Source organism: Caulobacter sp. UNC279MFTsu5.1 (assembly GCF_900114015.1).
GTDB lineage: Bacteria > Pseudomonadota > Alphaproteobacteria > Caulobacterales > Caulobacteraceae > Caulobacter.
In genome coordinates this window covers 220,601-233,370 of record NZ_FORN01000003.1, presented here as the reverse complement: position 1 = coordinate 233,370, position 12,770 = coordinate 220,601, and the positions used below count along the sequence as shown (strand labels likewise).

At 70.6% G+C, this 12,770-nt stretch carries 11 protein-coding genes; 8 read left to right on the top strand and 3 right to left on the bottom strand.

Annotated elements, in window-relative coordinates:
• Positions 1-825: 825 nt before the first annotated feature.
• The gene (locus BM066_RS02505; protein ID WP_018061779.1) at positions 826-1,419 is read right to left on the bottom strand and encodes a hypothetical protein; all 594 of its coding nucleotides are present in this window, start codon (positions 1,417-1,419) and stop codon (positions 826-828) included.
• Positions 1,420-1,519: 100 nt separating this feature from the next.
• Between BM066_RS02505 and BM066_RS02500 the strand changes: the two genes are divergently transcribed.
• The 5 genes from BM066_RS02500 to BM066_RS02480 all read left to right on the top strand — a co-directional run bounded on the left by BM066_RS02500 (position 1,520) and on the right by BM066_RS02480 (position 5,816).
• On the top strand, positions 1,520-2,059 hold the full coding sequence (locus BM066_RS02500; RefSeq protein ID WP_018061778.1) for a bactofilin family protein: 540 nt from the start codon (positions 1,520-1,522) through the stop codon (positions 2,057-2,059).
• Between the two features lie 84 nt (positions 2,060-2,143).
• The gene (locus BM066_RS02495) at positions 2,144-2,698 is read left to right on the top strand and encodes a DUF3617 domain-containing protein (protein WP_018061777.1); all 555 of its coding nucleotides are present in this window, start codon (positions 2,144-2,146) and stop codon (positions 2,696-2,698) included.
• Positions 2,699-2,859: 161 nt separating this feature from the next.
• Positions 2,860-3,171, top strand: coding sequence for a hypothetical protein (locus BM066_RS02490; RefSeq protein WP_018061776.1), 312 nt, complete (start codon positions 2,860-2,862; stop codon positions 3,169-3,171).
• A gap of 54 nt (positions 3,172-3,225) precedes the next feature.
• Positions 3,226-4,308: a glycerophosphodiester phosphodiesterase gene (locus BM066_RS02485; RefSeq protein ID WP_018061775.1), complete on the top strand. Its 1,083-nt coding sequence runs from the start codon at positions 3,226-3,228 to the stop codon at positions 4,306-4,308.
• A 212-nt stretch (positions 4,309-4,520) separates the two neighbouring features.
• Positions 4,521-5,816 (top strand): hypothetical protein, encoded by a 1,296-nt coding sequence (locus tag BM066_RS02480; protein WP_018061774.1) that lies wholly within the window; start codon positions 4,521-4,523, stop codon positions 5,814-5,816.
• Positions 5,817-5,972: 156 nt separating this feature from the next.
• Here the strand turns inward: BM066_RS02480 and BM066_RS02475 are convergent, their stop codons facing one another.
• Positions 5,973-7,037 (bottom strand): DUF2855 family protein, encoded by a 1,065-nt coding sequence (locus BM066_RS02475; protein ID WP_018061773.1) that lies wholly within the window; start codon positions 7,035-7,037, stop codon positions 5,973-5,975.
• Positions 7,038-7,183: 146 nt separating this feature from the next.
• Between BM066_RS02475 and BM066_RS02470 the strand changes: the two genes are divergently transcribed.
• The gene (locus BM066_RS02470) at positions 7,184-8,071 is read left to right on the top strand and encodes an EamA family transporter (RefSeq protein WP_018061772.1); all 888 of its coding nucleotides are present in this window, start codon (positions 7,184-7,186) and stop codon (positions 8,069-8,071) included.
• Positions 8,072-8,269: 198 nt separating this feature from the next.
• Positions 8,270-10,177, top strand: a complete 1,908-nt coding sequence (gene dnaG / locus BM066_RS02465; protein WP_018061771.1) for a DNA primase — start codon at positions 8,270-8,272, stop codon at positions 10,175-10,177.
• A gap of 32 nt (positions 10,178-10,209) precedes the next feature.
• Here dnaG and BM066_RS02460 read toward each other — a convergent pair whose 3' ends face one another.
• Complete coding sequence (locus tag BM066_RS02460) at positions 10,210-12,144, bottom strand: hybrid sensor histidine kinase/response regulator (RefSeq protein ID WP_018061770.1); 1,935 nt, start codon at positions 12,142-12,144, stop codon at positions 10,210-10,212.
• A gap of 93 nt (positions 12,145-12,237) precedes the next feature.
• Between BM066_RS02460 and BM066_RS25780 the strand changes: the two genes are divergently transcribed.
• On the top strand, positions 12,238-12,615 hold the full coding sequence (locus tag BM066_RS25780; RefSeq protein WP_143093634.1) for a hypothetical protein: 378 nt from the start codon (positions 12,238-12,240) through the stop codon (positions 12,613-12,615).
• The last annotated feature ends 155 nt before the right edge of the window (positions 12,616-12,770 follow it).

Genomic DNA, 12,770 nt, shown 5'->3' with positions numbered 1-12,770 from the left:
GGTCCCCACCCTTCCAGACCGGCCGTATCCTGGTCTCACCTCGTCGCGGGGAAAGGGCGCATGGCCAGCGACCGATGCGGCGGCGGGGGGCGATCGAGCGGGACTGGGCTGGAGGGGGTTACTCCAGCGTGTCCGGGGCCTTCCATCGTTGGGAAGCCCGCCCGCCGTCGGCGTCGAACGGGGACAAAGCGCGTGAATTGCCCATAGGCCCGCGCCCCCGGCGTCCGGTTTCTCCCGAAAGGGATCGAGACCGGGTCCGGCTAAGCCTCAACAGGGCTGCCCACCGGACGCTGGCGGAAAACGACCGCGCGGAGCGTTGGCTTCGTCGAAACGGTATTTATCAAAGAACTCCGGACGTCGTCCGGCGCTCCGCGACCCTTTCCAACTCACTGCCGGTTTGGCGTGGGATCACGCCCCCTTGCCCCCACCTGACCGCTACGCGGTCTGTCGCGGCGAGGGGGCGGAACGCTCTTTCCCCTCCGGGGGAAGACGACCGCGAAGCGGTCCGTAGGGGGCAAGTGTTCACCGCACGGCCTGTCGAAAGGAGACATCCCATGGTCCAGCCCCGCTCCAAACGCCTCCGCCCCGCCCGGCTCAAGCGCGCGATGCGCAACTACGTCCGCGCCAGGTTCAAGGTCGGCTTCATCCGCGCGGCGATCGCCAACTTCGCCCAGATCCGCCGCGACCATCCCCGCGACGCGCAACGCGCGATCCTCTTCCTGCCCGCCTGGGTGCGCCAGATGGCGCTGGATGGAATCCCGCCGCCCGAGCCGGACATGTGGAGCTTCTACTGGCGGGGCCGGGGCCAGAAGAACCGGGGCGAGCCTACTCCCCCCGCTTCAGCCGCTCGCGATAGGCCCCCGAGCTCGCCACATAGCCCTCGGCGTCGCCATAGGCCTGGAAGCCGCGGTAGCGGTCGTGGCTGCCCTTGACCTTCAGGGCGTGCTTGATCGGGCACCAGTACTGCTCGGTGCGGGCGGTGATCTCGCGGGCGTAGGCGATGACGCCGTTGCCGTAGCCGCAGAACACGCAGTTCAGCTTCTGCACCGGGTTGAGGTAGCCCAGCCGGTGGCGGTCGATGACAACATAGTCTCGTCTGCGCACCCGCTGGATGCGCCAGGCGGTGAAGCAGCCCAGCTGGTAGAGGCTGACGCTGAGGTCGAGGATCATCAGCGGCAGGGCCATGCCGTAGATCAGCGGCATGGTCAGCAGGGTCGGCCACGGGGTGGCGGCCAGGCGCAGGCCCTTGCGGTGGGCGCGCTGGCGGCGCAGGGCGTCGGCCTTGAAGCAGGGCTTGCCGGCCTCGATGACCAGGCCGGCGGCGGCGGTCCGCTCGGCGTCGCGGGCGGCGAACGCGGCCTCGATCTCGGTTTCGACGGCGCGCAGGCGGTCGATCAGCTGTTCGAGGGTTTCGGCCATGGGAGGAGCATGGCGCGAGTCGCGGCGGAAAGCCCGCCCCACGGCGCCGCTCTTGCTCCGCCGAACCCGCAACGCCCCATTTCGAGACAAGGCCGCCGCCATGTTCGCCAAGACGAAAGACGCCCCGCCCCTGGCCATCGAGCCCCTGCCCCAGCCGGCGCCGGTCCCGCCGGCGCCCGCCCAGCCCGCTCCGCCGCCGCGGCCCAAGCCGGCCTCGATGATCGTCCAGGGCGTGGCCATCAAGGGCGACGTGATGGGCGACGGCGAGCTGCACCTGGACTGCGTGCTGCAGGGCGACGTCCGGGTGGGCAAGCTGGTGCTGGGCCCCAACGCCCGGGTCGAGGGCGCGGTCCACGCCCAGGTCGTCGAGATCCACGGCAAGGTCGCGGGCCAGGTCCTGGCCAAGCAGGTGCGCCTCTATGCGACGGCGGTGGTCGACGGCGACATCACCCACGAGCAGCTGGCCATGGAGACCGGCGCCCAGTTCCAGGGCCGCAGCCTGAGGTTCCAACGCCCGGCGCCGGCCCCCGCCCAGGCGCAGGCCCAGACTCAGGCCCAGACTCAGGCGTCGGCTCAGACGCACCCCCCGATCGCTCCCGCCGCGACCCACACGCCGGCCATGGCCGTCTATCCGGGCTGATCGCGCGTTCCGCTCGATGGGCGGCGCGCGGGAACAGGGCATGGGGCCTTTCCCGCCGGCCGCCGAACGCGCTAGGATTTGTCCATGAGTCACCCGGTTTCGAGCGCCCGCCTGCTGGTTCCGATTCTGCTGGGTCCCGTCCTGCTGGGCCTGGCCGCCTGTTCCCGCACCGACGATCGGGCCCGCGAGCCGGCGACCGCCTCCAGCCCGGCGGCCTCCGCCCCGCAGGACGCCGCCCCGGCGGCCGGCGGCCCCACCACCCTCAAGCCCGGCCTGTGGAAGACGGTCACCCAGACCCCGGCCGGCCCCGAGGATTCGACCCAGTGCGTGGGCGAGGGCTTCGACCCCGGCGCCGAGGCGGCCCGCAAGGTCTCGCCCTGCGGCAATCCCACCGTCACTCGCACGGCCGACGGCTTCCGCCTGGAGCACGCCTGCCAGAAGGACCACATCGACTACCGGCTGACCGGCCGGGTCAGCGGCGACTTCATCACCACCGCCGACACCGACCTGGAGCTCGTCGTCTCGGCCTTCGGGCGCAAGCAGACCCTGCGCATGAAGGCGTCCAGCACTTATCAGGGCCCTTGCGAGCCGGGAGCCCCGATCGCGGGCAAGACGGCGGGAAAACCGCCCGTTTCATAGGAAGCGGAACCACCTCCGCGCGAAGCTGTGGCATGGAGGACACTCAGGCCGATCGATCGCGCGAAACGGCGCGGACCCGGGGAACGGTCGGCCACGGCGCAGCCTTGTATTGGCGAGGGCCGACGCCGCGTCCGGAGTCCGCCCGAGGAGGCGACGACGCCATGAATGGTCCGCTTTTGACCCTGGTCCCCGAACAAACCGCCCCCGTCGAGGTCTACGATCTCGGCCGCGGCCCCGAGACCACCACCCAGCGCGTCCAGCGCCTGCAGCGCGAGGCGCGCCTGCTGGCCCGCGAGCAGGTGGAGGCCCTGGCCCGCGATCTCGACGACCTGGCCCGGCGGGCCCAGGAGATCGCCGAGGGCGGCGACGCCTATGCCGTGGGCGTCCGCGAGATGGCCTCGCGCCTGGCGGCGGACCTGCCTCAGAAGTCCCAGGGCCTGCTGGCCATCCTGAGCCGTTCGGGCAAGGCCTAGGAACCCTCGCGACGGGTCTCCGGGGCTGGTCAAACCGTCACATCGACGCGCTAGATGGCGGCCATGACCCTGCTGACCCGACGCGCCCTCACCACCGCCGCCCTGGCCGGAACCCTGACCTCCGGCCGCGGTTTCGCGGCCGCGCCCCGACGGCCGATCGTCATCGCCCACCGCGGGGCCTCGGGCCTGCGGCCGGAGCACACCCAGCTGGCCTACGACCTGGCCATCGACCAGGGCTGCGACTTCATCGAGCCCGACCTGGTCCCGACCAAGGACGGCTGGCTGATCGCCCGCCACGAAAACGAGATCGGCGGCACCACCGACGTCGCCGGCCGTCCGGAATTCGCCGACCGCAAGGCGACCAAGACCATCGACGGCCAGCAGGTCACCGGCTGGTTCACCGAGGACTTCACCCTGGCCGAGATCAAGACCCTGCGGGCCCGCGAGCGGCTGCCGAAGCTGCGCCCCGGCAACACCAAATACGACGGCCAGGCCCAGCTGCTGACCTTCGACGAGGTCGTGGCCATCGCCAAGGCCGGCTCCCGGCGCACGGGCCGGACGATCGGCGTCTATCCCGAGATGAAGCACCCCAGCTACTTCGCGAGCATCGGCCTGCCTGTCGAGGATCGCCTGGTGGCCCTGCTGAAGAAGAACGAGCTGGACTCGGCGACCGCCCCAGTCTTCGTCCAGTGCTTCGAGGTCACGCCGCTGAAGACCATCCGCGCCCGGACCAAGGCCCGGCTGGTGCTGCTGACCGCCAGCGAGGGCGGCCCGGCCGACCTGCCGAACGTGACCTATTCCCAGCTGGTCAGCCCCTCGGGCCTGAAGGAGGTGGCGCTCTACGCCGACGGCCTGGGGCCGGAGAAGATCCAGGTCGCGCCGCAGGACGCGGCCAACCTGCTGCCGGCCACCTCGCTGGTGAAGGACGCCCACGCCGCCGGCCTGGTCGTCCATCCCTGGACCGTGCGGGCCGAGAACTACTTCCTGCCGACCGCCCTGCGCCGCGGCGACGCGACGGCGGCCGACTACCTGGCCCAGCCGGGCGAGGTCTCGGCGGTGTTCAAGGCCCTGTACGCGGCCGGCGTCGACGGCCTGTTCAGCGACTTCCCGGGCCTGGCGGTCGCGGCGCGGGGCTGAGCCGCAAGGCGCCCTGAAAGCATGTCATCCCGGACAAGGCCCGAAGGGCCGCCGATCCGGGACCGACCTGGAGCGCGGCGCTCAGGCGTCGGTCCCGGATCTTCGCGCTGCGCGCTTCGTCCGGGATGACAGCGTGGGAGGGATCCGCGCCCCTTGCGGTGACCGGCTACGCGAGGCAGCGTGCGCGCCTTCCTCGTCCCGGGACGCCGTCCATGATCCTCCGCCTCGCCGCCGCGGCCGCCGCCGTCGCCCTGCTCGCCGCGCCCGCCCTGGCCGCCCCCCGCGAAGGCGCCAAGTTGGACAGAATCGCCAAGGACTTCGTGCGCCTGACGCTGGAGGCCGGCGAGCGCGAGCCGGGCTATGTCGACGCCTATTACGGCCCGGCCGACTGGGCGGCCGCCGCCAAGGCCAGGCCGCGCGAGGTTCCCGCCCTGCGCGCCGAGACTGACCGGCTGGCCGCCGCCCTGAAGGCTGTCGACGGCAAGGCCCTGAGGCCCGACGAAGTCCGCCGCAAGGCCTTCCTGGTCGGCCAAGTCAAGGCCGCCCAGACCCGCCTGGCCATGCTGGCCGGCCAGAAATTCAGCTTCCAGGACGAGGCCGAGGGCCTGTTCGGGGTGCGCCCGCCGATCAAGCCGCTCGGCGCCTACGACCCGATCCTGGCCGAAATCGACAAGCTGGTCCCCGGCCAGGGCGACCTGGCGACCCGGGTCACCGCCTTCCAGGCCCGCTACACGATCCCCGCCGATCGGCTGGAGCCGGTGATGAAGGCGGCGATCGCCGAGTGCAAGGCGCGGACGGAGGCCCACATCGCCCTGCCCAAGGGCGAGCGCTTCGACCTGGCGTTCGTCACCAAGAAGCCCTGGAGCGGCTACAACTGGTACAAGGGCGGGGCCCAAAGCCTGATCGAGGTCAACACTGACCTGCCCACCCCGATCAGCCGCGCCGTCGACCTGGGCTGCCACGAGGGCTATCCGGGCCACCATGTACTGAACGCCCTGCTGGAAGAGAAGCTGACCAAAGCCAAGGGCTGGGTCGAGTTCAGCGTCTATCCGCTGTTCTCGCCGCAATCACTGATCGCCGAGGGCTCGGCCAATTATGGCGTCAAGCTGGCCTTCCCGGGGACCGAGAAGGTGGCGTTCGAGCGCCGGGTTCTCTACCCGCTGGCCGGGCTGGATCCGGCCACGGCCGAGACCTACGACGCCCTGGTCCGCGCCACCGCCGACCTGGCCAGCGTCCAGAACACCGTCGCCGACCTCTATCTGTCCGGGAAGATGGACAAGGAGGCCGCGGTCGCCGCCCTGGCCAAATACGCCCTGACCACGCGCGCCAAGGCCGAGAAGTCGCTGAGCTTCATCGAGACCTACCGGAGCTACGTGATCAACTACAACCTCGGCCAGGACATGGTCCGCGCCCACGTCGAACGGGCCGGCCCGTCGCTGGACGCGCGGTGGAAGCGGATGGAGGCGGTGATCTCCCAGCCGACCACGCCGGCGGATTTGGCGCGGTAGGCCCAAAACGGTTGTCATCCCGGACGAAGCGCGCAGCGCGAAGATCCGGGACCAGGGCGTGAACGCTTGCGCTTCCGGCGGTCCCGGATCTGCGCCCGGCCACGCCGGGCTTGTCCGGGATGACAGCTCCCTTTGAAGTGAAGTCATCACCCACCCTTAAGCGAGCGGGCTCAGCACATGCCCCTCGTCCGGCCCCGCCATGCCGTCGACCACCCTCGCATAGGCCTGGCCCATCGCCTCGGGGCCCACGCCCTCGATCACCCGCAGCCAGCGCGGCGCGTCGGCGGCAAAGGGGACCCAGGCGGCGTCGTGGCGCTGGTCCAGTCCGCCCGGACCCCAGTCGGCCGCGCGCTTGCGGATGCGGTCGGGGGCGAAGAAGAACACAGGGCGGGGGCCGGGCAAGGGTCCGCTGACGCGTTCGGCCTCCCAGTGGGCGCCGCCGACCCGGCAGGAATAGGCCAGGGTCTCGCCGAACCGTTCGTGCACGGCCTTCAGCAGCGGCGGGTCGCCGGCGAAGTCAACCACGACCACTGGCGTCTCGATCGGCGCCGTCGCCACCGCGTCATAGGCGACCACCTGGTCGTAGCAGCCCAGCCCTTCGACGAAGGCCGTGTTGCGAGCCGAGGTCAGGCCGACCACCCGCGCCTTGCCGCGCTGCTTGAGCTGGAACGCCAGGCTGATCGCCGTCTTGCTGGAGGCGCTGGTCAGCACCACCGACCGCGCGCCGAACAGGTCGTTCTCGTCCAGGAAGTCCTCGATCAGGAAGCCGGTGATGAACAGCGGTCGCAGCAGGGCCTGGTAGTCCTCAGCCGGACTGGCCGCGCCCACGACCTGATACTGGTTGTAGACCGGCGGCAGGTCGGCCCGATGGGGGGCGGCGTCGGCGAAACCTGTGCGGGTCTTGCGCGGCGTCACCGTCAGGTGGGTCGACATCGGATAGTAGCCGTAGAACCGCTGGCCGACGGCGAGGTCCGGATGGTTCGAGGCCTCGACCCGCGCATGGCCCCAGACCGGGACCCGCCCCCAGCCCTCCGGCCCGGGGAAGAAGTCCCAGTAGCGCATCTGGTCGCCGAACACCGCGTAGGTGATGTTGTTGGCCGTCAGGGCGAAGCGCTCGATCGCCAGCCGCGCCTGGCCGTCGGCCAGGGCGGGCAGGTCGACGGGCGCGATCCTGGTCTGGCGAAGATCGGCCTTGGCGACCTGGAAATCCCAGCTGGACATCGTCGTGGCTCCCTTGCTCGGCGGAAGCTAAACGTGCTCCAGGGCCAGGCGTCAAACAATTGTTTGAATTGCAGACATCAAAACACCGACCATGGCGCCGCTTGGCGGGAAGGCCTAGATACGGCGCTGCTGTCCGGAGCCCGCCGATGTCCCTGCCCCTGCGCCACTTCCTGCTCGCCCTGGCCGTGGTGGCGGTGTGGGGGACCAATTTCGTGGTCATCCGCGTAGCGCTGGACCACCTGCCGCCGCTGCTGTTCGCCACCCTGCGCTTCACCCTGGTGCTGCTGCCGGTGGTGTTCTTCGTCAAGCGGCCGCCGGTGTCGTGGGCTAACCTGGCCGCCTATGGCGTGCTGATCGGGGCGGGGCAATTCGGCCTGCTGTTCGTGGCCATGAAGGGCCACATCTCGCCGGGCCTGGCCTCGCTGGTGGTGCAGACCCAGGTGTTCTTCACCATCGGCATGGCCATGAAGATCAGCGGCGAGAAGGTGCAGCCGTTCCAGGTCGTGGCCCTGCTGCTGGCCGCCTCGGGCATCGTGCTGATCGCCGCCCACGGCGGCGGAGCGGCCACGCCGCTGGGCGTGCTGCTGATCCTGCTGGCCGCCGCCAGCTGGGCCGGCGGCAACATCGTCGCCCGCCAGGCCGGCGCGGTGAACATGCTGGCCTATGTGGTCTGGGCCAGCCTGTTCTCGATCCCGCCGCTCTTTGCGATGTCGCTGTGGCTGGAGGGCTGGCCAGCCATCGTGGCGGGCGTGACCCACGCCGACGCCCTGACCTGGGGCGCGGTGGCCTGGCAGGCCGTGGGCAACACCATGTTCGGCTACGCCGCCTGGGGCTGGCTGCTGGCCCGCCACCCGGCCGCCACCGTCACGCCCATGGCCCTGCTGGTGCCGGTGTTCGGCATGGGCGCCTCGGCGATCCTGCTGCACGAGAGCCTGCCGGGGTGGAAACTGCTGGCCGCGGCCCTGGTGCTGACAGGGCTGGCGGTGAACATGCTGTGGCCCAAGGTGCGGACGCGGTTCCTGGCGGCGGCTTGATTTTGATCCGCTCATCCCGGCGAACGGCGTTTAGGGGATGCAGCGGAATCGGCTGATGATCGTTGCGGAGGCGGCGCGCCCGCGCCATCTCCGCATCTGTGGACAACATCGGAAACCCGTTAACGCCTCCACTCGGAGGTCTGGGCTCGAGCCCGACGTGTCTGCATGGTGCCGCCTGAAAGCCCCTAGCCGCCCTCAATGCGTTTCGACGACCACTTCCTCGACGAACTGAAGCAACGTCTTCGCCCTTCCGACGTGATCGGGAAGTCGGTGAAGCTGCGGCGGCAGGGGCGCGAATATGCGGGGCTGTCGCCGTTCACCAAGGAGAAGAGCCCGTCGTTCTTCGTCAACGACGACAAGGGGTTCTACCACTGCTTCTCCAGCGGCAAGCACGGCGACATCATCTCCTACCTGCAGGAGACCGAGCGGCTGACCTTCACCGAGGCAGTCGAGCGGCTGGCGGCCGAAGCGGGCATGGCCCTGCCCGAGCCCGACGCCCGCGCGGCCCAGGAGGACAAGAAGCGCTCCACCCTGACCGACTGGATGGAGACCGCCGCCGCCTGGTTCGAGAGCGAGCTGCGCCGGCCGGTCGGTCAGGCGGCCCGCGACTACCTGGCCCGCCGCGCCCTGCCCGAGGACCAGTGGAGCCGTTTCCGCATCGGCTTCTCGCCCTCCGGACGCACGGCGCTGAAGGACTATCTGGTCGCCAAGGGCGCCAAGCCGGCCGAACTGGTCGACGCCGGCCTGCTGATCGCGCCGGAGGACGGCGGCCAGCCCTATGACCGGTTCCGCGACCGGATCATCTTCCCGATCACCGACACCCGCGGCCGGGTGGTGTCGTTCGGCGGCCGGGCCATGGATCCGCAGGCGCGCGCCAAGTACCTGAACGGGCCGGAGACCACGCTCTTCCACAAGGGTCGGCTGCTGTACGGCCTCTACGAGGCCCGCAAGCTGCTGCACGCCGCCCAGGCCGCCGCCCCCACCGAGCAGACGCCGATGCTGGTGGTCGAGGGCTATATGGACGTCATCGCCTGCCAGCGGGCCGGCCTTCCGGCCGTGGCCCCGATGGGCACGGCCATGACCGAGGAGCAGATGGAGGTGCTGTGGCGCCTGCATCCCGAGCCCACCCTCAGCTTCGACGGCGACAAGGCCGGCCAGCGGGCCGCCAGCCGGGCTATCGACCGCGCCCTGCCGCTGCTGAAACCCGGCCGCTCGTTCAAGTTCTCGATCGTGGTCGGCGGCAAGGACCCCGACGACGTGCTGCGCGAGCAGGGCCCGGCGGCGCTGAAGAGCCAGCTGACCCAGACCACGCCGTTCGTCGAGGCGCTGTTCGCCCGCGAGCGCGACCTGGAGCCGCTGGACACCCCCGAGCGCAAGGCCGGCTTCAAGCAACGCCTGCGCGCCGCCGCCGCGACCATCGCCGACAAGGACCTGTCGGCCGCCTATCGCGACGACCTCTACGCCCGGCTGGACGCGCTCTTCCCCAAGCCCGCCTTCGGCGGCGGGGGCTCCAATGGCTCCTGGGGCGACGGCGGCGGCCGGCCCTTCGTCCCGCGCGGCCAATGGAAGGGCGGCCGCGATCGCGGTCCGCCCGATCCGGGCATCCGCGGCGTGGCCCGGGCCCAGATCACCACGCGGCTCAACCCCTTCCACGCCGCCGTGGCCGTCGCCGCCCTGCGCCACCCCGCCTGGGCCCGGCCCCATGACGAGGCCATCGAGCGCATCGGCTTCGGCGACCCGCGCCTGGCCCCGCTGGCGGTCGAGCTGTTCGAGGCCCTGGCCGACGAGATCAGCGACGACGTCCCGTTCCGCGACATCCTGCACCGCAAGGGCCTGGGTCCGCAGCTGGCCGAGGCCGAGCGCGTGGCCGCCGCGATCGGCGCCCCGTTCCTCGACCCCAAGATGGACGCCCACCAGGCCCGCGCCCTGTGGTCGGCCTGCTACGAGGCCCTGGTCGAGATCGGCGACAGCGAACGCGCCCTGGAGGCCCTGCGCCGCGAGGCGGTCACCGCCGGGACCCTGGCCGCCACCCGCGACTTGCGCACCCGGATCGCGCTGCTGGAACGCCAGATCAGCGGGCTGGAGTTTTGGCAGGCGGCGAGCTAGCCGGATCGGCTCAGAACATCGTGCGGCTCGCCCTAGGCGGCCTGGACGCCGTCCTTCGATGGGCCGTTCACGGCCACGGCCCTTTCGATGGCGCCGAGCAGTTCGGAGATCTCGATGGGCTTGGAGACATGGCCGTCCATGCCGGCCTGGACATAGCCCTCGACCTGGTGGCGCATGACGTTGGCCGTGAGCGCGATGATCGGCGTGCGCCGGAGGCCCATCGCGCGCTCGCGCGCCCGGATCTCGATCGTCGCGTCGGTCCCGGTCAGGACGGGCATCTGCACGTCCATCAGGATCAGGTCGAACGCCTCCCTGCCCCATGCCTCGACCGCCTCGCGGCCGTCGGCGACCACCGTCAGGGCGATGTCGAACGGCTCCAGCAGGGCCCGCAGGATCAGCTGGTTGGTGGGATTGTCCTCGGCGGCGAGAATGCGGGCGGGTCCCGAGGCCTGCTCCAGGGCCTGTCCCCGCCGGGGTTCGCCCGCCGCCGCCGTCCGGTCGTCGCGCGCCAGGGGCAGCTCGAACGAGAAGGTCGAACCGACGCCCAGCTGGCTCCACAGTTTCAGGTCGCCGCCCATCAGCCTGACGAACTGGCGGCAGATCGCCAGGCCCAGGCCGGTTCCGCCGAACCGGCGGGTCATGGAGGCGTCCGCCTGGGTGAACGGCTCGAAGACCAGCGCCTGCTTGTCGTCCGCTATGCCCAGCCCGGTGTCGGCCACCTCGAAGCCGAGACCGTTCGGCGTCGGCGCGATCCGCAGCACGATCGCCCCCCGCGCCGTGAACTTGTGGGCGTTCGAGACCAGGTTCGACAGGACCTGGCGCAGCTTGTCGCCGTCGCCACGCCAGATTCCCCGCGCCTCCGGCCGCCATTCGACGCTGAAGCGCACGTCGTTCTGCTCGGCCATGGCGGCGTGGGCGGCCGTCGCCAGCCGGACGACCTCCTCGATGTCGAACGGCTGAAGCTCCACCTCCAGCCGGCCGGCGTCGATCTTCGACAGGTCCAGCACCCCGTCGAGGACCGAAAGAAGCGTCTGCCCGGCGTCGGCGATCACGTCGAGCCGCTGCTTCTGGCTGGTTTCGCGCTCTTCGCGCCGCATGATCTGCACCATGCCGAGAACCCCGTTCAGGGGCGTGCGGATCTCGTGGCTGACATTGGCCAGGAAGTCGCTCTTGGCGCGGTTGGCCTGTTCGGCCCGGTCGCGGGCCTCGGCCAGGGCCTCGGAGGTGTGAACCCAGACCTTGTGCACCCGCCAGGCCACCCAGACGCCGATCGCGCAGACGGCCAGGCTGAGTCCCGCCACCGCGGCGTAGGCCAACCCGGCCGCCAGGCGCGCGACCTGGCCCATCTGCTCCGAAAACCGCCGCTCATAGGCCGAGGCGGAGCGGTCCAGCGCGGCGGCCTCGGCCAGATAGGCCGCCTTCTCCGCCTCGGTCGATCCGCCGCGCCGGACCCGGTCGCCGAGCCGTTCCAGGGCCATGAACCGCTGGTCGCCCTCGCGCCAGCTTTCGACGGCGTGCGCGAACGGCGCCCAGCGCCGCATGATCACAAAGCCCGAAATGATCGCCGGGACATCGTCGGCGGCGTTTCCGCCCCGCAGGAAGCCGGCCCGGGCGGCGCGGAAATCGGCCGGCGTCGCTTCCAACGCGTATCGCGCCGCCTGGTCGCCCTTGGGCGTCTCCAGCGCGGCGCGATACATCGCGTAGTCGGCCTCCGAGCCCGACTGGACGTAGCGCATCAGGGAGATCACGGCCTCCTTCTGCGCCTTCGAATATTGCGCCTCGCCGGTGACGTAGGCGCGCGCGATGTTGGACACCGCCATGCCCGCGAACCCCAGCATGACGACCAGGCTCTGGGCGATGACGAAAATGACGGCGCTGATGATCAGCAGATGGCGGCTGCGGCGCGCGAAGGAGCGCGGCCGCGGAAGGCCGTTCGCGCTCTGATCCGGGCGGGGTGTTGACTGCATGGCGGCGGGGCCGGTCCTCAGCGCTTCGGCGGAAGAACGCGGCCGTGAAGCCCGCGCAAGGGTCGCTGCCCCCGTCGGCGTTGGTTCCTGCCCATGTGGCGCTCCCTGTGCGCGGTGTCGCAACGTTTCGGCGATCCTTGGCCCGCGATCTTAAGTCTCGCTGAAAAAGCGCGTGAAATGGACGTCATTTCTCGCTTTGGGCGAATATGTCGCAGCGGCACACGCTGGGCGTTTCCCCCCGCGTCGCGGGGATCGCCCGGGCTCGCGCGCGACAAGACCGGCCGATTGCGCGCGTCGCATCTTGACTCGCGCGTCATGCAACGCCATCTGGCGACTCAAGGATTTGCCACGCTGCTGATTGACATCGCTCGGGCCGCCATTCTCATGCGCGCGCCCTCCTTGAAACAGGATGTCACCCTCGCCGCCGCCAGGTCCCAGTGGCCGCCGAAACCCCTCAAGGGTCGACGCTGATCGCGCGTGAAGACGACGCCTCCGCAAAGAGCCCCGCTCGCGGAGCGTTAGCCCATGGCTCTTCGGCGTGTTTCAGGCGTTGTTCTTGATAATTTTTTCAGCGGTTCACTGGACAGCTTGCACGGACGACAGGGCGCGATGCGCAGGCGACCCAT

Coding starts and splice junctions, on each gene's coding strand:
- BM066_RS02505 (WP_018061779.1), bottom strand. CDS start 1,419: ATGGCCGAAACCCTCGAACAGCTGATCGACCGCCTGCGCGCCGTCGAA.
- BM066_RS02500 (WP_018061778.1), top strand. CDS start 1,520: ATGTTCGCCAAGACGAAAGACGCCCCGCCCCTGGCCATCGAGCCCCTG.
- BM066_RS02495 (WP_018061777.1), top strand. CDS start 2,144: ATGAGTCACCCGGTTTCGAGCGCCCGCCTGCTGGTTCCGATTCTGCTG.
- BM066_RS02490 (WP_018061776.1), top strand. CDS start 2,860: ATGAATGGTCCGCTTTTGACCCTGGTCCCCGAACAAACCGCCCCCGTC.
- BM066_RS02485 (WP_018061775.1), top strand. CDS start 3,226: ATGGCGGCCATGACCCTGCTGACCCGACGCGCCCTCACCACCGCCGCC.
- BM066_RS02480 (WP_018061774.1), top strand. CDS start 4,521: ATGATCCTCCGCCTCGCCGCCGCGGCCGCCGCCGTCGCCCTGCTCGCC.
- BM066_RS02475 (WP_018061773.1), bottom strand. CDS start 7,037: ATGTCCAGCTGGGATTTCCAGGTCGCCAAGGCCGATCTTCGCCAGACC.
- BM066_RS02470 (WP_018061772.1), top strand. CDS start 7,184: ATGTCCCTGCCCCTGCGCCACTTCCTGCTCGCCCTGGCCGTGGTGGCG.
- dnaG (WP_018061771.1), top strand. CDS start 8,270: ATGCGTTTCGACGACCACTTCCTCGACGAACTGAAGCAACGTCTTCGC.
- BM066_RS02460 (WP_018061770.1), bottom strand. CDS start 12,144: ATGCAGTCAACACCCCGCCCGGATCAGAGCGCGAACGGCCTTCCGCGG.
- BM066_RS25780 (WP_143093634.1), top strand. CDS start 12,238: ATGTGGCGCTCCCTGTGCGCGGTGTCGCAACGTTTCGGCGATCCTTGG.